The sequence below is a fragment of the uncultured Flavobacterium sp. genome (genome assembly GCF_963922255.1).
Taxonomy (GTDB): domain Bacteria; phylum Bacteroidota; class Bacteroidia; order Flavobacteriales; family Flavobacteriaceae; genus Flavobacterium.
On the sequence record NZ_CAWUIC010000016.1, the window covers coordinates 37,509 to 59,197 of the forward strand.

24 protein-coding genes are annotated in these 21,689 nt (G+C 29.5%); 16 read left to right on the forward strand and 8 right to left on the reverse strand.

Annotated features, from left to right (window positions below; genetic code table 11):
- The first annotated feature begins 79 nt into the window (after window positions 1–79).
- Window positions 80–706 carry a hypothetical protein gene (locus tag AABJ49_RS12175; RefSeq protein WP_338378554.1) on the forward strand — a complete coding sequence of 209 codons (627 nt, stop codon included), beginning with the start codon at window positions 80–82 and terminating at the stop codon, window positions 704–706.
- Between the two features lie 5 nt (window positions 707–711).
- Here the strand turns inward: AABJ49_RS12175 and AABJ49_RS12180 are convergent, their stop codons facing one another.
- Both AABJ49_RS12180 and AABJ49_RS12185 read right to left on the reverse strand, forming a co-directional pair.
- A complete protein-coding gene (locus AABJ49_RS12180; protein ID WP_338378555.1) occupies window positions 712–2,118 on the reverse strand; it encodes an FAD-linked oxidase C-terminal domain-containing protein in 1,407 nt (468 codons plus the stop codon).
- Window positions 2,119–2,127: 9 nt separating this feature from the next.
- On the reverse strand, window positions 2,128–3,039 hold the full coding sequence (locus AABJ49_RS12185) for an AEC family transporter (protein ID WP_338378556.1): 912 nt from the start codon (window positions 3,037–3,039) through the stop codon (window positions 2,128–2,130).
- A 100-nt stretch (window positions 3,040–3,139) separates the two neighbouring features.
- On the opposite strand from AABJ49_RS12185, the gene meaB reads away from it, so the two are divergent.
- The 5 genes from meaB (at window position 3,140) to AABJ49_RS12210 (ending at window position 7,149) form a co-directional block, all read left to right on the forward strand.
- Window positions 3,140–4,225: a methylmalonyl Co-A mutase-associated GTPase MeaB gene (gene meaB, locus AABJ49_RS12190; protein WP_338378557.1), complete on the forward strand. Its 1,086-nt coding sequence runs from the start codon at window positions 3,140–3,142 to the stop codon at window positions 4,223–4,225.
- Window positions 4,226–4,464: 239 nt separating this feature from the next.
- Window positions 4,465–5,094, forward strand: coding sequence for a hypothetical protein (locus tag AABJ49_RS12195; RefSeq protein WP_338378558.1), 630 nt, complete (start codon window positions 4,465–4,467; stop codon window positions 5,092–5,094).
- 14 nt (window positions 5,095–5,108) lie between these two features.
- Window positions 5,109–5,780, forward strand: a complete 672-nt coding sequence (locus AABJ49_RS12200; RefSeq protein WP_338378559.1) for a hypothetical protein — start codon at window positions 5,109–5,111, stop codon at window positions 5,778–5,780.
- 80 nt (window positions 5,781–5,860) lie between these two features.
- Complete coding sequence (locus tag AABJ49_RS12205; protein WP_338378560.1) at window positions 5,861–6,508, forward strand: ATP-binding protein; 648 nt, start codon at window positions 5,861–5,863, stop codon at window positions 6,506–6,508.
- Window positions 6,508–7,149: a response regulator transcription factor gene (locus tag AABJ49_RS12210; RefSeq protein WP_338378561.1), complete on the forward strand. Its 642-nt coding sequence runs from the start codon at window positions 6,508–6,510 to the stop codon at window positions 7,147–7,149. Before AABJ49_RS12205 ends, AABJ49_RS12210 begins: the two co-directional genes overlap by 1 nt.
- A gap of 9 nt (window positions 7,150–7,158) precedes the next feature.
- Here the strand turns inward: AABJ49_RS12210 and AABJ49_RS12215 are convergent, their stop codons facing one another.
- The 3 genes from AABJ49_RS12215 to AABJ49_RS12225 are packed head-to-tail and all read right to left on the reverse strand — an operon-like array spanning window position 7,159 to window position 9,696.
- Complete coding sequence (locus tag AABJ49_RS12215; protein WP_338378562.1) at window positions 7,159–7,386, reverse strand: hypothetical protein; 228 nt, start codon at window positions 7,384–7,386, stop codon at window positions 7,159–7,161.
- Window positions 7,387–7,396: 10 nt separating this feature from the next.
- Window positions 7,397–8,791 (reverse strand): MATE family efflux transporter, encoded by a 1,395-nt coding sequence (locus tag AABJ49_RS12220; RefSeq protein WP_338378563.1) that lies wholly within the window; start codon window positions 8,789–8,791, stop codon window positions 7,397–7,399.
- Window positions 8,792–8,817: 26 nt separating this feature from the next.
- Window positions 8,818–9,696 carry a PPK2 family polyphosphate kinase gene (locus AABJ49_RS12225; protein ID WP_338378564.1) on the reverse strand — a complete coding sequence of 293 codons (879 nt, stop codon included), beginning with the start codon at window positions 9,694–9,696 and terminating at the stop codon, window positions 8,818–8,820.
- 131 nt (window positions 9,697–9,827) lie between these two features.
- On the opposite strand from AABJ49_RS12225, the gene AABJ49_RS12230 reads away from it, so the two are divergent.
- The 7 genes from AABJ49_RS12230 to AABJ49_RS12260 all read left to right on the forward strand — a co-directional run bounded on the left by AABJ49_RS12230 (window position 9,828) and on the right by AABJ49_RS12260 (window position 15,464).
- Window positions 9,828–10,361, forward strand: coding sequence for a sigma-70 family RNA polymerase sigma factor (locus tag AABJ49_RS12230; RefSeq protein ID WP_338378602.1), 534 nt, complete (start codon window positions 9,828–9,830; stop codon window positions 10,359–10,361).
- A gap of 62 nt (window positions 10,362–10,423) precedes the next feature.
- Entirely contained in the window at window positions 10,424–11,383 is a 960-nt protein-coding gene (locus AABJ49_RS12235; RefSeq protein ID WP_338378565.1) for a hypothetical protein, read from the forward strand.
- Window positions 11,384–11,511: 128 nt separating this feature from the next.
- Complete coding sequence (locus AABJ49_RS12240) at window positions 11,512–13,008, forward strand: DUF2330 domain-containing protein (protein WP_338378566.1); 1,497 nt, start codon at window positions 11,512–11,514, stop codon at window positions 13,006–13,008.
- A gap of 4 nt (window positions 13,009–13,012) precedes the next feature.
- Complete coding sequence (locus tag AABJ49_RS12245) at window positions 13,013–13,837, forward strand: RnfABCDGE type electron transport complex subunit D (RefSeq protein WP_338378567.1); 825 nt, start codon at window positions 13,013–13,015, stop codon at window positions 13,835–13,837.
- Window positions 13,838–13,871: 34 nt separating this feature from the next.
- Window positions 13,872–14,204 carry a hypothetical protein gene (locus tag AABJ49_RS12250; protein ID WP_338378568.1) on the forward strand — a complete coding sequence of 111 codons (333 nt, stop codon included), beginning with the start codon at window positions 13,872–13,874 and terminating at the stop codon, window positions 14,202–14,204.
- Window positions 14,205–14,277: 73 nt separating this feature from the next.
- Window positions 14,278–14,742 carry a heme-binding domain-containing protein gene (locus AABJ49_RS12255; protein WP_338378569.1) on the forward strand — a complete coding sequence of 155 codons (465 nt, stop codon included), beginning with the start codon at window positions 14,278–14,280 and terminating at the stop codon, window positions 14,740–14,742.
- A 14-nt stretch (window positions 14,743–14,756) separates the two neighbouring features.
- The gene (locus AABJ49_RS12260; protein ID WP_338378570.1) at window positions 14,757–15,464 is read left to right on the forward strand and encodes a hypothetical protein; all 708 of its coding nucleotides are present in this window, start codon (window positions 14,757–14,759) and stop codon (window positions 15,462–15,464) included.
- A 446-nt stretch (window positions 15,465–15,910) separates the two neighbouring features.
- On the opposite strand, the gene AABJ49_RS12265 is transcribed toward AABJ49_RS12260, so the two are convergent.
- The gene (locus tag AABJ49_RS12265) at window positions 15,911–17,545 is read right to left on the reverse strand and encodes an ABC-F family ATP-binding cassette domain-containing protein (protein WP_338378571.1); all 1,635 of its coding nucleotides are present in this window, start codon (window positions 17,543–17,545) and stop codon (window positions 15,911–15,913) included.
- A gap of 248 nt (window positions 17,546–17,793) precedes the next feature.
- Here AABJ49_RS12265 and AABJ49_RS12270 point away from each other — a divergent pair, with 248 nt between their 5' ends.
- The 3 genes from AABJ49_RS12270 to AABJ49_RS12280 all read left to right on the forward strand — a co-directional run bounded on the left by AABJ49_RS12270 (window position 17,794) and on the right by AABJ49_RS12280 (window position 20,636).
- Window positions 17,794–19,026 carry an MFS transporter gene (locus tag AABJ49_RS12270; RefSeq protein WP_338378572.1) on the forward strand — a complete coding sequence of 411 codons (1,233 nt, stop codon included), beginning with the start codon at window positions 17,794–17,796 and terminating at the stop codon, window positions 19,024–19,026.
- Window positions 19,027–19,102: 76 nt separating this feature from the next.
- Entirely contained in the window at window positions 19,103–19,843 is a 741-nt protein-coding gene (locus AABJ49_RS12275; RefSeq protein WP_338378573.1) for a hypothetical protein, read from the forward strand.
- Window positions 19,844–20,012: 169 nt separating this feature from the next.
- The gene (locus tag AABJ49_RS12280; RefSeq protein WP_338378574.1) at window positions 20,013–20,636 is read left to right on the forward strand and encodes a YceI family protein; all 624 of its coding nucleotides are present in this window, start codon (window positions 20,013–20,015) and stop codon (window positions 20,634–20,636) included.
- A gap of 57 nt (window positions 20,637–20,693) precedes the next feature.
- Here the strand turns inward: AABJ49_RS12280 and AABJ49_RS12285 are convergent, their stop codons facing one another.
- Together AABJ49_RS12285 and AABJ49_RS12290 are read right to left on the reverse strand one after the other, a co-directional pair.
- A complete protein-coding gene (locus tag AABJ49_RS12285) occupies window positions 20,694–20,912 on the reverse strand; it encodes a DUF2007 domain-containing protein (RefSeq protein WP_338378575.1) in 219 nt (72 codons plus the stop codon).
- Between the two features lie 100 nt (window positions 20,913–21,012).
- A complete protein-coding gene (locus AABJ49_RS12290; RefSeq protein WP_338378576.1) occupies window positions 21,013–21,627 on the reverse strand; it encodes a DEAD/DEAH box helicase in 615 nt (204 codons plus the stop codon).
- Window positions 21,628–21,689 lie beyond the last annotated feature (62 nt).

A 21,689-nucleotide genomic window follows, 5' to 3' on the forward strand; every position in this document is an offset into this window, starting at 1 on the left:
GTTCAGTAAAATATAATTCCTCAATTACGAATAAGTGGTTGAGGAATTTTTTATATTTGAAGTAAATTCAACAGAAATCATGACAAAAATCGAATTACAAAAATTCATTGAAGAAAAATCTAATCGTCAAATTGTATTAAAAGAACGCATGAATCTTTTAAATGCATTAGATGATGAGCTATCAGGTTCTAAAATTGGTCGTTGGTTTGGAAGTGCTTATTTATCTACAAAACGTTTTATTACACTTACATTAGGAATTATTCTTATTTTAGGTTCTGTGTTGTTTTTCTTTTTTCCTCAAATCATTGTTAAAGACGAAGCGGTGAAGAATGAAATCATTCAGGATTACAAAACAAATTTTTCTCAAGAAACTGGAACGTCTTTACAAGCTAAGTTAGATGAGATTGCTACAACTTCTTCTAAATCAAAATCAATTTTATTGATTCAAAATATTGATAAGTCAATTGGTGATTCTATTAAAAACAATGATAAAAACAAGTTTCAATTTATGGCTATTTTAGTTTTTATTATGGGAATTATTTTACTTTACATAGCACGATTGACTAAAAAAATTCAGTTAAGAAACACTAAAATTTCTGATGCTGAAAAATTAACACTTTCTGCTATCAAAGATTATTCAGTTACAATTGAAGAAGAAGACAAAGAGCTTCAAGTTTTGAGAGAATATTTGAATACTATGAATTAATTAGTTTAAACTTCTTCATCAGGAAAAATCTTTCCAGGGTTTAAAATATGATTGGCATCAAAAACACGTTTAATACTTTCCATAAGTTCTAAATGCGTTTTTGAAAAAGCTATGTCCATGTAATTTTTCTGAACATAACCAATTCCGTGTTCACCAGAAAGGGTTCCTTTTAACGCAACAGTTAATTCAAAAATCTCTCTGATTCCTTTTGGAACTTCTTTCTTCCATTTTTCATCGGATAAATCTCCTTTGATAATGTTTACATGCAAATTTCCATCACCAGCATGACCATAACAAACCGATTGAAAACCATATTTCATGCCTATTGCTTTTATACCATTTAACAAAGCTGGTAATTCATATCTTGGAACAACGGTATCTTCTTCTTTATAAATAGAGTTTGATTTAACCGCTTCTCCAACAGCTCTACGCATTTTCCATAAAGCATTTTTTTGTTCTTCTGAATCTGCAAATAAAACCTCATCAATTTTATAATTTTCTACAACTTCTAGAATTTTTTCAGCTTCTAACATCAAAATTTCAGGATAATTTCCATCTACTTCAATCAATAAATGAGCTTGAATATTATCTTTAATTGCAACACTAACACCATCAATATACCTCATCGTCCATTCTAAAGCATCACGTTCCATAAATTCTAAAGCACTTGGAACAATTCCAGCTCTAAAAATGGCAGAAACAGCTTCACAAGCTTCTGTCGAGTTATAAAAAGGAACCAAAAGCAATACATTATGTTTGTTGGCTGGAATCAATTTTAAAACTATTTTTGTAATAACTCCAAGTGTTCCTTCGCTACCAACCATTAATTGCGTTAAATTGTATCCCGTTGAGTTTTTTAGTGTATTGGCTCCTGTCCAAATGATTTCTCCATTAGGCAAAACAACTTCTAAATTTAAAACATAATCTTTAGTCACACCATATTTTAAAGCTCTTGCTCCACCCGCATTTTCGGCTACATTTCCACCAATCCAACAGCTTCCTTGACTACTTGGATCAACTGGATAAGACAGGTTTTTTTCTAAAACGGCTTCACGCAAAACTTGAGTTATCACCGCTGGTTCAACTGTGACTTGAAGGTTTTTTTCGTCAATTTCTATGATTTTGTTTAATCGTTCCATAGAAAGCCCAATCCCTTTTTGAACACATAAAGCTCCACCACTTAAACCCGTTCTTGCTCCAATTGGAGTAATTGGAATATAAAATTCATTAGCAACTTTTAAAATTTCAGAAATTTCTTTTGCATTTGCTGGTTTTAAAACTACACTTGGAGGAAAAACATAATCTTCTGTTTCATCGTGTCCGTAATGATTTCTGGTTTCTTCATCCGTAAAGATGTAAGATTCACCAACAATATTTTTTAATAATTCGTATATGTTCTTCTTTAATTCCATTTTTTTAATTTAAAAATTTAATAAAATCCAATACCAAAAAGCTAAGGTTATAAATGATAATGGAATACCAATTCCTACCATCATACTACTTAATTTTGGTTTTAATCCATAAGTGGAAGCTAAAATTGCTCCTGTAATCATTGGAGCCATAGCTGACTCAATAATCGAAACATCAATCATTAAACCAGATGCTCCAAATATTTTCTTGTACAAAATAAAGAAAAAAACAGGTGTAATCATTAATTTAAACAGTAAACCTAAACTAAGAAAAGTCCAATGTTTGCTTTTTCTTTCAATTTTCAATTGTAAACCTACAGCAATTAGAGCAATAGGTGTTACTGTGCTTCCTATTCTTTGAAAAACTGATTGTAAATCAACCGGAAAATCTACATTAAAAATATTCAATAATACAGCCACTACAAAAGCTATAAAAGGAGGAAAAAATAAAATTTTTTTGACAATTGCATTTAGACTTAATTCTTCTCGTGAAAATAGTGTTGCTACAATTATTCCTAAAGTTGCCATCACCACAAAACTTCCTGGTTGATCTATTACAATAGCAGTTTCAATACCTTTTGAACCATAAAGGGCTTCAACTACTGGAAATCCAACGAAAGAAGTGTTTCCCAAACCAGCAGTTAAAATTAAGCAACCAATTAACTTTTTAGACCATCCTAGATATTTCCCCAAAGAATAAAAAAATACAAATGCTAGCCCAAAACCCAACCAAGCAATTCCTAATGGATATAACAAACTAGTTGATATTTCAATTTTTGGAATATAATACAATGCCAAACCTGGCAAAGAAACATAAATAACAAACTGATTTAAAACAACATGCATATTCTTAGGCAAAGCTTTAGCATATTGAAAAGAAACACCTATCAATAAACAGATGAAAATTAAAAGTAGATTATCCATTAGATTTATATGAATTACAAAGTTAAAAGCATTATTTGATTATGGAATGTAAAGTTCTTTTTTTTCAAAAAAATTGTACATTTACACAAAGAGACTATTTTTGGAAAATCAACATAAAAAATCGGCATTATCAGAAGTTAACGGAGTCAATCAACCTGATCCGTTAAGCAATGCTGTTGCCAAAAGAATTCAACAAAAAAGAAAAATTATTCCTTCTGCTTTTGAATTAATTGAAGCTATCAAAAAAGGTGATAAAATCGCTTTAAGTAGAGCAATTACTCTAGTCGAAAGTACCAATCCAGAACATTTAGAACGTGCTAATGAAGTGATCAATGGTTGTTTGCCTTTTGCAAATAAATCGATCCGAATAGGAATTACTGGTGTTCCGGGTGTTGGAAAAAGTACTTTTATTGAAGCTTTTGGAACGTATCTGACTTCGATTGATAAAAAAGTGGCAGTTTTAGCTGTTGACCCAAGTAGTTCAATAAGTCACGGAAGTATTTTGGGTGATAAAACTCGAATGGAAGAATTGGTTAAAGACGAAAATGCTTTTATTAGACCAAGTGCTTCAGGTGATAGTTTAGGTGGTGTCGCCCGAAAAACGCGTGAAAGTATTATTTTATGCGAAGCTTGTGGTTTTGATACTATAATTATTGAAACCGTTGGTGTTGGCCAAAGCGAAACTGCTGTGCATAGCATGGTTGATTTCTTTTTATTGTTAAAGATTGCTGGTGCTGGTGATGAATTACAAGGCATTAAACGTGGCATTATGGAAATGGCTGATACAATTGTAATTAATAAAGCCGATGGAGATAATATTTCTAAAGCTAAACTAGCAAAAACCGAATTCAACAGAGCATTGCATTTATTTCCGGCAAAAACAAGTGGTTGGATTCCTAAAGTTTCTACTTGCAGTGCATATGAAAAAACAGGAATTGATAATGTTTGGTCTATTATATCAAATTACTTTGATTTAGTGAAGGAAAATCAATTTTTCGAAAAGAAAAGACATGACCAAAATCAATTTTGGATGATGGAAACCATCAATGAACAATTAAAAAACAATTTTTATAATCATCCTGAAATCATAAAACTACTTGAAGAAAATAAAAAAGCCGTCCAAAATAATGAATTATCACCTTTTGCAGCAGCTCAATTACTTTTGGAAAAATATTTCACACTATAATAACAAAAACCTCAATGAAGTCATTTTATCACTGAGGCTTTCTATCCAAAACAAACTTAACTAACTATATATTAATCTTTCTGAAAATATATAGTACAAATATGAAACTCTTAAACTAAAGAATATCAGGAAAACAACCTTAAATTAAAATAATAAACACCTTATTAAAAAGGGTGTTTTTCCTTAACTATATAAATAGAAATAAATTAAATTTGTAACACAACTAAATCAAAACTACGATGATGAAAATTAGAACTATTGTAACAGTGATTCTTTTTTCAACGCTCTTTTTTTTTAATGCATGTAAACCTGAGAGTAGTGAAGAAATCCTAAATGTAAAAGCACCATCGCAAATAATTTCAGTTGAACAAGCTGTTGAAATGAAAAAAACATACCAAGATACTATAGGTAATTTAATAAAACTAAACAATTCAACACCAGAAGAAGAATATGATCCTACATTATTTGCTTTTATAGAATTAGATTCTTTAAAACAATATATAGCGTACTTAGAAGAAGTGGAACGTTTAAATGATAAAAAAATATCTGGAATTAGAGTTTATTTTGCTGCTTATCCAAGTACTTCAAAAAGCAACAACAAAGAGCCTTTATATAAAAGTAGAGAAACATTCTTTTTTGCACCAACTATGGAAGTTGCTCCAAATGAATGGGGAAGAGAATATCCAAATTTGAGAAATATTCCGTTTTATATTGAACCTACAGGAAAAAACAGAATAATTGGAAATTTTAAAGCTATTGACGGTCTTTTATGTAAAAAAGATTCTCGTACAAGTGGTACAAAATCGAATGATAGTGAAAAAACAAGTTTAATTTTAAATGAAATGCAACTAACTCCTCCTCCAAAATAACAATTGAATAATTAATGGAAATTAAAAATATACCTTTAGCAGATTTAAAAGACTTTTTTACTTATTTTCAAATAGTCACAGCGATTGCAGGGTCATTGTGTTATTATAAGTATAAAGATACGTATTTAAAATACTTTTTATTTCTGCTTTGGTATATTGTTATAAATGACTTTACGGCAAAATATTACAGTAAAAACATTTCAGTTTACAATGTTTTTTTTTATAATATTTTTCAAGTTGTTTCATTTACATTCTACACATTATTATTTAAAAACGCTATAAAAAGTCTTAAAAATAAGAAGACAATTTCTATTTTATTAGCTTTTTATTATTTATCTTATTTAATTAATTTAATCTTTGTTGATGATTTTTTTACAGACTACTTTTCAAATACGTATATAATTGGTGCTGCAGTAGTTATAACTTCAATATTGATTTATTTTTATGAAATTTTGAACTCTGATAAAATCATACATGTTAACAAAATGATGGTGTTTTGGATTAGCATTGGATTATTATTAATGTATCTACCAAATATTCCTTTTAATGTTATTAGAAATTATTATAAAACTTCACCTACAATTCCCTATATTTATATGGTAAATTTTTTATTAGTATTTATTTATAATATAATTATAATTTCAGGTTTTATATGGAGCAGCAAGGAACAGAGGGACTATTTTTAGCAATTATAGTTTTATTTAGCGTTTGTGTCATCATGGTTTTTCTGTTTATAATTTTTCAAAAAAAGAAAAATGTGCTTTTAATGAAACAAGTAGAATCACAACAACAATTTGAAAGAGAAATTGCTGAATCTCAAGTTGAAATTCGAGAACAAACTTTAAGAAATATTAGTTGGGAACTTCATGATAATATTGGTCAATTATTAACTTTAGCTAAAATTCAACTTCAAAGTGTGGCTGATAATCCCGAAAACATTAAAGAAGTAAATGATAATTTAACCGGCATTCTTAATGAAGTTAGAGCATTATCTAAAGTTATTAATCCTGACTTTATCACTAATATTAAATTAAACCATGCCATTCAATTAGAAATTGATAGGTTTAACCGTTTGAATTATATAAAATCAAATTTAACTATTGAAGGTGTTTATCTCGATTTAGATCCTAAAACAGAGATAATTATTTTTAGAATTCTACAAGAATTTTTTTCTAACACTATTAAGCATTCTAAAGCTTCAATATTAAATGTAATCATGAAATTTGCTGAAAATAAATTGACAATAATTGTTGAAGATAATGGAATCGGATTTGACGCTTTACAAAATTCAACGAACGGAATTGGATTAACCAACATGAAAAAAAGAGGAGATTTAATTGACACTGAAGTTTCAATTAATTCTGAAATTAATAATGGAACACAATTAGTAATTGTTCACAACATAAATAAATAATGGAAAAGTATTCAGTAGTTCTTGTAGAAGATCACACGTTATTATCTCAAGCAATTGCAGGTATTGTTGATAAATTTGAATCTTTTAAAGTCAGTTATCTTTGTAAAAATGGGGCTGAATTAGTAGACAAATTTAAAGTAAAAGAAAACATTCCTCAAATTGTTCTTATGGATATTAATATGCCGATTATGAATGGTATCGAAACCACAAAATGGATAACTGAAAATCATCCTGAAGTTGCTGTTTTAGCTTTAACTGTTGAAGAAGATGAAAATACTATTCTAAAAATGATTAGAGCTGGTGCAAAAGGCTATTTACTAAAAGACGTTGACAAACAAACCCTTGAAATTGCTTTGTTAAAAATAATTGAAACAGGTGTGTATCATTCTAATATTGTAACTGATGCTCTAATGAACTCAGTAACTGGCAAAACGCAACAAGAAATTCCTTTAAAAGAAAATGAAATTGAATTCTTAAAACTCATTTGTACCGAATTGACCTATAAAGAAGTTGCTGATAAAATGTGTCTAAGTCCAAAAACAATTGATGGTTACAGAGATAGTCTATTTGCAAAACTAAATGTCAAAAACAGAATAGGATTGGTTCTTTATGCAATAAAACATAAAATTTATGTTCCTTGAAACATAATATTACTCTTCGTATTTTTCCATTTCTCTATCGTAAAACTCTCCAGCAAGCGTAATTAAATGCTCCATTTCAGATTCTAATTCCCGTTCGTCTTCATCATCAATTTCTTCTAAAAATTCAACTTCATCGTCTTTTAAATTGATTAAAAAACGTGGATAATCTAAATGAACAATAAAGATATCATCCGGAAAATCTGTATTGTCTCCTAAAATAAATTTTGGTCTTTCCATTATTATAATATTATGGGTTTGTTGCTATTATAGTATTATTTTCAATAAGTTTCTTGGTCAAATAATTAAAACGAAGATACAAAAATATCGCTGCTGAAGTTAATCCTGCTAAAAGTCCAATCCAAATCCCTGCTGCTTTCAATTCTGTATATAATCCTAAATAAATAGATATTGGAAATCCAATTACCCAATAAGATATAAAAGTCATATACATCGGAATCTTTACATCTTGCAGTCCACGCAAAGCTCCTAGAACAACCACTTGTAAACCATCTGAAATTTGAAAAACAGCTGCTACTAATAGTAATTGTCCAGCAATAGTTACTACTTCAGTGTTTTTTATCAAATCATTAACACTACTCATATCTACAAACAAAGCTGGAAAATAATTATGAAACACTATAAAAATTAAAGCAAATATTATTTCTAAAATTATAGCTAATAGGAAAATGGACATGGCTACAATTCGCAATTTTTTATAATCATTTAATCCCTTTTGATTTCCAACTCTAATCATAGCGGCTACACTCAATCCCATGGCAAACATAAATGTAAAAGAGGCTAAACTCAATGCAATTTGATTGGCTGCTTGACTTGTAGTTCCCAATACTCCAGATAACCAAATGGCTCCAGTAAATAGAGCTACTTCAAAAAACATTTGCAAGGCTGAAGGTGTTCCTAATCTGATAATTTTTATATTGACTTCTCTTTTTATTTTTTTTAAATCAAATCCTTTTAAAAAAGGATGAAACTTTTTCTTTTTATTCATCATGTAATGCATGTAACCCAACATCACAAATCGGGAAGCTATAGTTCCGATTGCAGCTCCAACAATTCCCATTTTAGGAAAAAACCAAACTCCATATATTAATAAGTAATTCAAAAAGACATTGACAATATTAGCCAAAATTGTGGCCCACATAGAATATTTGGTTTCACTCATTCCATCAGCAAACTGTTTATAAGCCTGAAACATGATTAATGGAATTAATGAAAATGCAACAATATCCAAATAAGGCTTTGCCAATTCCACTACAATTTCTGGTTGCCCCATAAAAGCTATAATAGGCTTTGAAAAGAAAATCAAAGTAAATAAAGCTACTCCTAAAATCGTACATAAATACAATCCATGGTGAAAAGCACTTCTTCCGTCTTCAATACTATGTTTTCCGTCAGCTTCAGCAACTAAAGGTGTTATGGCTGTAGAAAACCCAATTCCAAGAGACATTGCAATAAAAACAAAACTATTTCCTAAAGAAACTGCTGCTAATTCATCTGGACCCAATTTCCCTACCATTATGTTATCTACAATTCCTACAACAGTATGTCCTAACATTCCAAGAATAATAGGATAAGCTAGTTTTAAATTATAAGAAAACTCTTTGGTATAGGTAGATAAGTTCATTTGCAATTTTAAAGCCGCAAAGATAGTTATTTCTCGCTACTTAACTGGTCATGATACATTTTAATATTATCTTTTACATCGTCTTCTAATTCTGGATAATGAAAATCATATTTACTTAATTCATCCAACATGGTTTTAGCAACAATATATCTTGCAGTTTCTTTATTATCAGCTGGAACTATAAACCAAGGAGCATGTTCTTTTGAGGTTTTGTTCATTATATCTTCATAACATTCTTGATACTTATCCCATAATTTACGTTCTTCTAAATCACCTGGAGAAAATTTCCAGTTGTGTTTTTCAGTTTCTAACCTTCTTAACAAGCGTTGTCTTTGTTCTTCTTTACTCAAATGCAAAAAGAACTTCATGATAATTACACCATTTGAAGCAACGTGCTTTTCAAAAGCATTGATACTTTCAAATCTATTCTCCCAAAATTCTTCTGTAATATCTACTGTTTTTTCAATATTAGGAATGTTTTCACTCATTATATAATCAGGATGAACACGAGTTATCAATACATTTTCATAATGTGTTCTATTGAAAACAGAAAACTTCCCTTTTTCTGGCAATGCATTATAATGTCTCCATAAATAATCGTGTTTTAATTCGTTTGATGAAGGTGTTTTAAAACTATGAACTACTACTCCACGTGCATTAAATTCTTTAAATACTTCCCGAATTAAACTATCTTTTCCAGCGGTGTCCATTCCTTGTAAGCAAATTAAAACACCATATGTATTGTGAGCATACATTTTATCTTGCACTTTACTCAATTTCTCACGAATCTTTTGTAAATGTTTTTCTTTCTTTTTTTCAGAAGTCTCTACATTTAGGATAGTTGGAATTTCGTTTAATTTTATGGTTTTAGTTACTTTAAAGTCTTCAGATTTTAAGGATTTCATGAGGAATGTATATTAGTTATTTGTAAAAATAGTATTTTTGATAGGAGAAGAAAAAAAAATAAACTTTTTTTCAAACCCTTTCCAACCTTTTACAACTTTTTGTGCTCTATATAAGAAAGCAACCTTTTATGATGGATGAAAAAATAATCATAGCCTGCAAAAAAAATCAACGTGAAGCCCAACGTTTGGTATACGAACAAATGGCAACCAAGTTGTATTACACTTGCAAACGCTATCTAAAAAAAGAAGAAGAGATTGAGGAAGTATTGGCAGATGCTTTTTACATCATATTTACAAAAATTGATCAATTAAAAGAAAATAAAGCTTTTGAAGGTTGGGCTCGAAAAATTGCAGTCAATCAATGCTTGTTACAACTCAAAAAGAATTTGAATTTCAATCTTTATTTGGAAGATACTAATATGCAATCGCAACCTTTTACTGATGAAGTAACTGATTTAGAGGAAGAAGATTTATTGAAATTGGTAGAAAAAATTCCAGAAGGTTGCCGAACGATTTTTAATCTTTTTGTTATTGAAGGCTTTTCCCATAAAGAAATAGCCGAACAACTCAAAATATCAGAAGGAACATCCAAATCACAATTAAACGTTGCCAAAACAAAATTGAAAGAATTAGTAAATACTTTTTACTATCAAAAAGCTAAATAATATTAAAATAAATTGAACATAATTTTCAGAATTGATGAGATTCTGAAATAAATTCAGAATAAATGAAAAACGAAGAAAAAATATTTCAAAAAATAAAAAACGCTTCTAACAAAACTGAAGAAACATCTTTTCCAGGAATGGATAAAGTGTGGAATCGTGTGGAAGAAAAACTCGACACTAAAATAATTAAAAAGAAAAGCGAAGTATGGAAAAAATTAGCCATTGCAGCTTCTTTCTTATTGTTTTTTACGGTTGGAATCCAATTATTCAATACACAAAAAGAATTGACCGAACCAATTGAACATAAAATCAACATTCAACCTACAACTATACAAGCTCAAGACAATATTGAAAACTCAGTCGTAGATGAAAATATAGAAATTGACAAGTCCTTACCTGAAGTAGAAACATTTATCAATACAACTAACGCTCAAGCAAATACAACAAAACCCAAAGCTATTATTTCTGAATCAAAAGCTGAAAGTGATGAAGTTCCTGCAGTGGTTTTTAAAGAAAAGAAAAACTCAGAAGCAGCTAAAACATCTTTTGCAGAAGAAGAAGTAACAGCAGATATTGAATTTATTAGTCAAGAAAATGCTATCTCTAAAGGACATTACAATTCAGCAAGTTCAAATAACGTTTTTTATCCAAGCAAAGGAAAAATATATGCAGCTCGAAGTTCTAACATGAAATATGAGTTACAAATAAATGAGAAAGAATCAAGTATTCAATCAAAAAGCGATGATCTAGTACTTATCAACGGGTATTTATCAGACAAAAAGAAAGAAGATTTGAGTTCAGACGAAATGGAAACAATGGTTGAATTAAAAAATCCAATCTACATCATCAATGGGGAAGAATTTTCAGAAGAATCTCTTTTTGGAGAAAAACCAACCAGTAAATATGCCCCTTTAACCAATCAAAAAATAGATTCCATAAAAGTCTATTTACCTGAAGAAGCCAAACCCATTTATGGTGAAAAAGGCAAAAATGGTGTAGTCATTATTTCTATTAAAAAATAAACCAAAACAAATAGTTAAATCAATAATTGCAAACACATAATCGTGTTAGCCAAGATAAACTCAGTCAAATTTTAACTAAAAAGATGCTGAAACGAGTTCAGCATGACAAAAATTAAATAAAATAAATCATGAAAAAGAAAGTAATCCTTATTTTGATAGCATTTACAATGTTACCAATACTACAATCGTTCTGTGGATTTTATGTTTCAACAGGTAACTCCAAAATTTTCAATCAAGCCTCAGAAGTAATTCTTGTGCGAGATGGAAATAAAAACACAGTTACCATGAATAGTGACTTCAAAGGTGATGTGAAAGATTTTGCCATTGTAATTCCTGTTCCAACAGTACTAAAAGAAAATGACATCAAAGTCGTAAAAAAAGACATTTTCAATAAACTGAATCAATATTCAGAACCAAGATTAGTAGAATATTATGACGAACATCCTTGTCAACCAAAATACAGATATGACGATATGGTTATGGCTGAAAGTGTTTCTATCAAATCCAACGCAATGATGGTAAAAAAAGAAAAAGAATTGGGCGTAACCATCGAAGCAAAATACACTGTTGGTGAATATGACATTCTTATTTTATCAGCTAAAGAATCAGCTGGTTTAAAAACTTGGTTACTTCAAAATGAGTATAAAATTCCAGCTAAAGCCGAAGAAGTTTTGGAACCTTACATCAAATCAAAAATGAACTTTTTTGTAGTGAAAGTCAATTTAGTTGAAATGAAAAAATTAGGTCGAGAAGAGTTGAGTCCAATCCAAATCTCATTTGAAAGCGAAAAATTTATGCTACCTATTCGTTTAGGAATGGCCAATGCTAATGGTCCACAAGATTTAATCATCTATGCTTTCACCAAAAACGGAAGAGTGGAAAGTACCAATTATAGAACTGTAAAAATTCCAACGGATAAGAATATTCCAACCTTTATGCGTCCAAACTTTCAGGAGTTTTACAAAGATTTATTTACCAAACAATATAAAAAATATGGCAGAAATGCTGTTTTCACCGAATATGCTTGGGATTTGAGTTCACACAATTATCAAAAATGTGATCCATGTTCCACTACTCCACCAAGCTATGCTGAATTAAAAGACGCTGGAGTTTTCTTTGCCAATTACAGAACACCACAAGGTTGGCAAGGCAGTGATTATGAAGGAAATTTATTCTTCACGCGTTTGCATGTGCGTTATGACAGAGAAAACTTCCCAATGGATTTGCAATTTCAAGAAACTATGGACCAACAATCCTTTCAAGGAAGATACATCATGCAACACAGTGTAAATGTAGATATGCAAAGTTGTTCAGAAGGAAGAAGATACTACAATGACGTTTTAAACCGAAGAGAAAATGAATTGGAAACATTGGCCAATTTAACCAATTGGGATATTGATAATTATGAGGATTACACGAATGAAATTAGAGCCAAATTAGGCTATAAAACCACAAAAAGTGAAGCTAAAAAAGGAGGATTATTTTTCTTTTCAAAAGGAAACAAACCTAACAAAACTCTTCCAAGCTTGTTGCTGTTAACAAGTTTAGCATTGATTTCTTTCTTGATTTATAAAAGAAAAACACTTTTACCAAAATTAGCTGTTATCAAAAACTTCTTATTCTAAAATTATGAAAACTAAAGCCATAGAACTTCCTAAAACTAGTACATTATCATTACTAAGTGATGCTCGACATTTTCAAATTCTATTTTTGGGAAGCTTCTTGGTTATGGTTTTGTTTGCCAATGATTTTCCAAAAGAATATTTGTTTCAAATTGGATTAACTATAACTTCATGTTTATTCTTTCAATTGGTATTTACGCACTTTACAAATAAGAATTATGCTTCTTGGAAAAGTGCATTAATTACTTCATTGGGATTATCATTATTGCTCAAAGTGGATGCTTTAGAATGGGTTTTATTTGCTACTTTTATTGCGATTGGATCCAAATTTTTAATCAAATACAAAAACAAACACGTTTTCAATCCAGCTAATATTGGTGTTGTAGGAACTATTTTATTTACACATCATGCTTGGATTTCTCCTGGACAATGGGGAAGCAATATTATCTATTTATTTATAGTTGGTTCACTTGGCTTTTTAGTTATTAAAAAAGTTGCCCGAATTGATATTGCCTTAACTTTCATCGGAACATTTGGAGGTTTATTATTCATTCGAAATATCTTATATTTGGGTTGGCCAATTGATTTGTGGACGCATCAAATGACGAACGGAACTTTAATGTTATTTACATTTTTTATGATAACAGATCCAATGACAACTCCTAACAATCAAAAAGCTAGAATTATTTTTGCGATTATATTAGCAAGTGTTGCTTTCTATTTAACGACTTTTAATCATTTTTATGCTGCACCTGTTTGGGTTTTACTTTTCATGTCGCCTTTAACTATTGTCTTTGATAGAATTTGGAAGAGTGAAAAATATCGTTGGTAAAATTTCGTTTGCAGTAATCACAAAAACAATTAATATGAAAAATTTAGTTTATACCTTTCTAATCCTACTTATAGGAATAAGTGCTTCAGCCCAAGAAAAAATTTATACTGAAGTTAAAATAAAAGAAGCTTCAACTATTTATATTCTAGGAGGAATTGCTTCTGTACTTACAAATGAAGATTTAGAATTTGCTAAAAAACACAATATTAAGTTTCATGATTTTGGTTGTTTAGCTCCAATCAATATGGAAAAATATGAGAAGCTTAATGCACAAGTATTTGATCAACTGAATAAAGAATTTGGAAGCAATTGGCAAAAAGAAATTCGAAAAGGAATTTTAGGTTATGAAAAATGGAAGAAAAATTAGTGTTCAGTATTCAGTAATTAGTGTTCAGTCAAAAAAAAGTAGTATTTTTAATCTTTATTAAAAACCAATTCTTATGAAAAAAGTTCTAGTTGCCCTATTAGTTGTTTTAGTAATCTTACAGTTTTTCCAAATTGATAAAACCAATCCTGAATTTGATGCCAATCAAGATTTTCTAAAAATACATGAAACTCCTACTGAAATTGCTTCAACCATAAAAGCGGCTTGCTATGATTGTCATTCCAACCAAAGTGTTTATCCATGGTATACTAATATTCAACCTGTTGGATGGTTTGTAAAAAATCACATTGAAGAAGGAAAAGAACATCTCAATTTTTCTGAATTTGGAACCTATACACCAAAGAAGCAAGCGCATAAATTAGAAGAATGTTATGAATTAATTGAAAAAGGAGAAATGCCTTTATCAAGTTATACGATCATTCATAAAGAAGCTGTTTTAACTGAAGCGCAACAAGCTGAACTTATATCTTATTTTAAAGATGTTGAAAAGGTGATAAATAGCAATTCAAGTCCTGATTAAAAACTAATTCAAATATGCGTTATGTAGTTTTTCTTATATTTTTAACTTTATTTTCTTGTAAAAATGAAGAAAATAATGATGTCCCATTTACTGAAAAAAAAGAAAAAACAGTAACGGAAGTCATTTCTGAATTAAACAAAACTGATACTATTAAGCATTTAGACTTATCATATAAAAAACTAGATAGCATTCCAGATTTATCGGAGCTTCTAATTGAAAGCCTAGATTTATCTCATAACAATTTGGATACTATTGCATTTAGTAAATTACCACAAAATTTAAAAATACTTAAATGCACTCATAATAACCTTAGAAATTTCAGTGTATTTTATAGTAATAAGGCATTTTTTGGAACAAAGGCAAAAAAGAATTTAAACAATACAACGATCAATTTTGAAGCAATTGATTTATCAGATAATAGCCTAAAATCATTTAATTACAGTTATCATGATGAAAAATCAAACTTAAAAAAAGTTATTTTAAAAAATAACAATATTGAACATCTACACATGAATGAAAACATTCAATATTTAGACATTTCAAACAACAAGAATTTACCAAAAGAAGTAAATTTTAATGTTAGTACAATTGATACTTTGCTTCAAAACCATAATGAAACTAAATTAAAAACCAAGAGAATACCTAAACCTGGACCAATTATTTGTTCGTTTGAAGATATATACAAAACCTTACCTAAAACATTAAAAAATCAGTTTAAGTAGTTTAGTTTTTTACTGATAAAATAGCTAAACGTACAATAAAAATGCTAAAACAAGTTCAACTTGACAACCATAAATTACATATTATGAAATATTTAAACTTATTTTTTATACTAATTTTAGCTATTTTAATAACAATTATTAGTTCATTCTTTTTTCTTGGTTCAGAAGAAAATTTTCAAAAATTACTCGACAATTTATTTAAGTCATTCCTATTAAGGTTCATAGGATTTACAATTTTTGGATTATTCTTTTTATCTATTTTAATAACTGTAAATCTAATACTTAATAAATATTTTAATAATAAAATCAACTTAAAAAAATTAACACTATCAGGATTTTTTTTTATTTCCTTAGGTAGTTTTATTGGAACTTTTATTTTCTTTTTTAAAAATTATTAATATTAAATTCTGCATGACAACTGCCAACTAAAAACTGAACACTGAACACTACTTCTCAATTTCCTTCAAAGAATCCATTTTTTTGTATTCTAAGAAACCTTTTAGGTCTTCAAAATGTTCTTTTACTCTTTGGTTACCAAATTCGAATACCTTCTCAGCTAAACCATCTAAGAAATCTCTATCGTGAGACACTAAGATTAAAGTACCGTCAAAATCGCGTAAAGCATCTTTGATAATATCTTTGGTTTTCATGTCTAAGTGATTAGAAGGCTCATCCAAAATCAATAAATTGACAGGTTCTAACAATAATTTAATCATTGCTAAACGCGTTTTTTCTCCACCAGAAAGCACTTTGACTTTCTTTTGAATATCGTCTCCTTGAAACATGAAGGCTCCTAAAATATTCTTGATTTGGGTACGAACATCACCAACGGCAATTCGGTCAATAGTTTCAAAAATAGTGGCATTTTCATCCAATAGAGAAGCTTGATTTTGAGCAAAATAACCAATTTGAGCATTGTGACCAATTTCAACACTTCCGCTATTGATTTCGATTTCTTTCATGATGGCTTTAATCATCGTTGATTTTCCTTCTCCATTTTTACCAACAAAAGCTACTTTTTGACCTCTTTCTATAACAATATTGGCATCCTTGAATATTACGTTATCACCATAACTTTTACACAAATCTTTTACCACAACTGGATATTGTCCTGAACGAACTGAAGGTGGAAATTTCAATTTCAAAGCTGAATTATCTACTTCATCTACTTCAATCGGAACAATTTTTTCCAACATCTTTACACGCGATTGAACGGATTCTGTTTTTGAAAAAGTCCCACGAAACCTGTCAATAAAGGCTTGATTTTCTGCAATAAACTTTTGTTGCTCATCATACGCTTTTTGCTGATGCACTCTTCTTTCTTTCCGTAATTCTAAATAATGAGAATATTTGGCTTTGTAGTCATAAATTCTTCCCATCGTAACTTCAATCGTTCTGTTGGTAATGTTATCCACAAAAGCTCTATCATGCGAAATTACCATTACAGCCTTCGCTTGATTCACCAAAAAGTCTTCCAACCACTGAATACTATCCATATCCAAGTGATTTGTTGGCTCATCTAAAAGAATTAAATCGGGTTTCTTTAAAAGGATTTTGGCCAATTCAATTCGCATTCTCCAACCACCAGAAAATTCAGAAGTTAAACGTGTAAAATCTGCTCGTTCAAAACCTAAACCTTTTAAAACTTTTTCAACTTCTGCTTCATAATTGACTTCTTCAATAGCATAAAATTTCTCTGAAAGTTCCGAAACTCTTTCAATTAATTTCATGTACCCATCACTTTCATAATCAGTACGAATCGTTAATTGCTCATTGATTTCGTCAATTTCCTTTTTCATATCCAAAACTTCTGCAAATGCTTTTGACGTTTCTTCCATAACCGTACAATCATCGTTTGCTAATAAATGTTGAGGCAAATAGGCTATTACAGCTTCTTTTGGAGCCGAAATATTTCCACGAGTAGGTTTGTTTTGACCAGCAACAATTTTAAGCAGCGTAGATTTTCCTGCTCCATTTTTACCCATTAGGGCAATTTTATCGGTTTCATTAATGGCAAAAGTGACCTCACTAAAAAGGGTTGTTCCACCAAATTCTACGGCTACGTCGTTTACTGTAATCATTTTTGAAAATTTAGAATTTAGAATTTAGTAGTCAGAAGACTAAAAAACGCTAAAATTTTGAAGGTGCAAATATAGGTTAATTAACGTATTTGACAAGTTGTAAAAAACTAAAAATAATCCTTTAAAAAACTAGGTTTATAATTTGATTCTTAATTTATTGAGAAATGAATAATTCTTTACAGATTTGAAGTATAATACTGATTTATAAGTGATAAATATCCTAATTTTGTATTTCCAAAAAACAATTTATGCCATTAATTGATTATAGTTTTCTCTCGAAAATTTTACCCAAAGCGAAAATCAAAAAATCGTTTAGAAAATTAAAAAGTGATTATTTGTTTCGCATTAAAATGGCTATGGCTTTGTTTTTCTTTGGAAAAGGATTCTGTTTTGCCACTTGGGCTAGTAGAATTCCAGATTTGAAAAACACTTTACATCTTAGCGAAGCTGATTTAGGTACGATTTTATTCTTTTTACCAATTGGTCAATTAGTTGCGATGCCTTTTTCTAGTAAAGTTGTTTCTCGTTTTGGAAGTCGAACTATTACCATTTATGGAACTTTACTTTATGCGTTATTCTTGACTTTTTTAGGTTTAGCTACTACGAGTTGGCATTTAGCTTTAGGCTTGTTTTTATTCGGAGTATTTGGAAATTTCTGCAACATTGCTAGTAATACGCAAGGAGTCATAACACAACAATTATATGAAAGACCTGTTATGGGATTCTTTCACGGTTCTTGGAGTTTAGCTGGTTTTTTTGGAGCTTTAGTTTCCTTATTAATGCTTTATTTAGGACTTTCTCCTTTGATACACTTTATTATTGCTTTTGTTTTTGTGGCAATTTTAGTTGCATGGAATTCCAAATATTTGGTGCAAACCAAAATTGCAAAAGTGAAAGAAAAAGTCAAAAAATTTGTTTTTCAATTTCCAGATAAAATATTAATTTGGTTAGGTGTAATTAGTTTCTGCTGTATGGCAAGTGAAGGAATTATGTTCGATTGGAGTGGTGTTTATTTTAAAGAAATTGTAAAAGCTCCAGCAACATTAGTAGCTTTAGGATATACTTGCTTTATGATTACAATGGCTTCAGGTAGATTTTTGAGTGATATATTGGTTCAAAAATATGGTCCACAAAAAATAATCATAGCTAGTGGAATAACGATAACCTTTGGATTGTATATTGCTGTTCTATTTCCTTATTTAGTCCCTTGTACGATTGCTTTTATGTTGGTTGGATTTGGAGTTTCAAATGTAGTTCCTATTGTATTTAACAGAGCTGGAAATTTAACCACTGTTGCCACAGAAACTGCTTTGACAATTATTTCAAGTATAAGTTTTTTAGGTTTTTTAATTGGACCTCCAATAATCGGTTACATTGCAGAAATTAGTAATCTTCGTTATTCTTTTGCAACCATTGGACTTTTTGGAATATTTATTTCTATTGTGACTTTTAGGAAAAAACTTTTCCTTAAAAATTTGTAATTTTTATATTTTGAATAAAACTTTTTTGATTAAAAAAAAATACTACATTTACAACCAAAAATTAAAATATTTAAAAATGAAATTATTAAAATCAATTATTTGTGTTGTAATGTTGTTTACAGTAGCTCAAACAGTTACAGCTCAAAAAAAGAAAGTTGCTGTAGTAACTTTTTATGCTAATAAAATGGTAGATTACTCTGCTTTAGAAATTCCTGCTGGGGAAATGATGAAAGAATTATTGGATTTGCGAAATGATCCTAACTTTAATTTAACTCCACTTTTAGAAACCTATCATACAAATTTCTTTAATGATTATTCGAAAAGTTTTCCTTTTGAATTATTACCAGAAAGTGTAGTTACAGAAAATAAAGCTTATCAAGATTTCCAACCTAAATATGATTTAAGCACTTACGATGCTTTAAATTACTTATTATACCCTGGTTATAAATATATTTATGAAGGTTTTATGGGTCAAGCAAATGAAATTGCAGTTGCAAAAATGTTTGAAAATGAAGCTGATGGCGTTATGTTTGTTTATATCGACTTTAGTTTTCAAAAAGGATTTGGTGTTGGTAAAACAATGTCAATCAAAATGAGAGCAACTACTAGAATTGCACTTTATAATAAAAAAGGAGAAAAAGTATTTGCTTTTAGCGAAGGAGAAAATTCTAAAAAAACTGGAGTGATGGTTAAAGGTATTCCAGTGATGAAACCAGAGAAAATTCTACCAATGTGCGAAAGTGCTTTAAACGAATTAATGGGTGATTTGGATAAAAGAATTGAAAAAATTGTAAAGAAAACGGAAGCTAAATTGTAATTTAGACCGCATAAAATAGTAAAGGCAATCAAATCTGATTGCCTTTTTTGTGAATTTAGTTTTTATTAACAGTTGAGTTTTTATACACTATCATAATTCTTATTACCTTTGAATTAATTAATAATTAAACTAGTTGTTAGTTTAAAATCAATACAAAAATCCAATACAAATGAAAAAAATTAGCCTGTTAATTTTAGGATTAACTTTCATGACTTTCACAAGTTGTAAAAAAGAAGAGCAAACTGAAACTCCAATCGAAACTAAAGAAGAAGTTAAAGGTTTAACGATTGTAAATGATTCTACAAAAGTGATGTGGACAGGTTTTAAAACAAGTGACAAACTTGCCGTTAACGGAACTTTTAAAGAAATTGAATTAAAAGATGTAAAAACTGGAAATACACCTGAAGAAGTTTTAGAAGGTGTTGCTTTTTCAATTCCTGTGAGCAGTTTGTTTTCTAATGATGCTACTGGTACTAGAGATCCTAAATTAATAAACATCTTTTTCGGTGCTATGAAAAACACTGAATTATTGTCTGGAATTTTAAACTTTAGAGATAATCAATTATTTATGACGCTTTCTATGAATGATGTTACAAAGCAAATTCCATTAGAATATACTTATGAAAATAATTTATTTAGTATGAAAACGACTTTAAATCTTAATGATTTTGGGGCTCAAGGTGCTTTAGAAGCTATAAACAAAGCTTGTTTTGATTTACATAAAGGTCCTGATGGAGTTAGTAAAACTTGGGACATTGTAGACATTAAAGGAGAAGTTTTATTTAAAAACTAAACCTTACTTTAAAGTAAAAAAACCGTAAATTCTTAAGAGTTTACGGTTTTTTTATTGCTACAAATTCATTTTAAAATCATCGATGATGGGTTCTGCTTTTTCTTTATCAGCTTCATTGATGAAAATTTCTACCGCTAAATCTGTGTTTCCAAAACCAGCTACTCTCGCTGATTGTAAATTGTTTTTTGCCATACAAACAATTTCATTTTCTTGTAATTTTTTTTGTAAAGCCATTGCGATAATTTCGCTTCCTGAAAATATTTTTACTAAAGCCATTTTTTTAAAAGTTAAAGGTTAAAGGTTATGAGTTTAAAAGGCTTTGCAGAAATTTATCTTGTCTGAAAATCTTTTGTCCGAAAATCTGTTTTCTTACAAATTATTCGTCAAATTCGAAGAACAATGGCTCAATCATAATTCTATCAGCCATTATTTCTATTTTTTCTGTTATTTGATTGCAAAAGAATAATTTTTGCATTTTTGGCATACTGTCTGACATTCTTAGAATTGGAGAATCCATTCTGTTTCTAAACAAATTATCAGCATCATCAACAATCATTACTCTTAAGCGATTGACGTTGAAACCAGCTGAAGAAAACATAGCATTTAATTTATTTGCCGTTCCAACTAAAACATCAATTCCGTCTGAAATTTGATTTTTGTCTTCGTCTAAATCGGTTTTATCGTGAACTCCGTAAACTCGGATTTCATTATCTTTTCCTAATTGTTTGAATAATTCAACCATTTCTAAAACTTGCGGTTTATCTTCCACAAAAATTAAAGCTCTTGGAGATTCTTCTTTTTGATCACCTATTTTTTGGATTACATTCAAAACAATAGTTGTAGTTTTTCCAGATCCTTTTTTTGATTGGATAACGACATCTGCTCCACTTTTAATAGTAGAAAATGTTTCTTGTTGCAACTCATTGGCTTCTGTTAATCCATTTCGAATTAAACCGTTTTGAAGTCCTTGATCTATTTTTTTTAATTTCATTTTTTTTGGTAATGGGTAATGGATAATTGGTAATGGGTTAACCTATAGCCCATTACCTATAA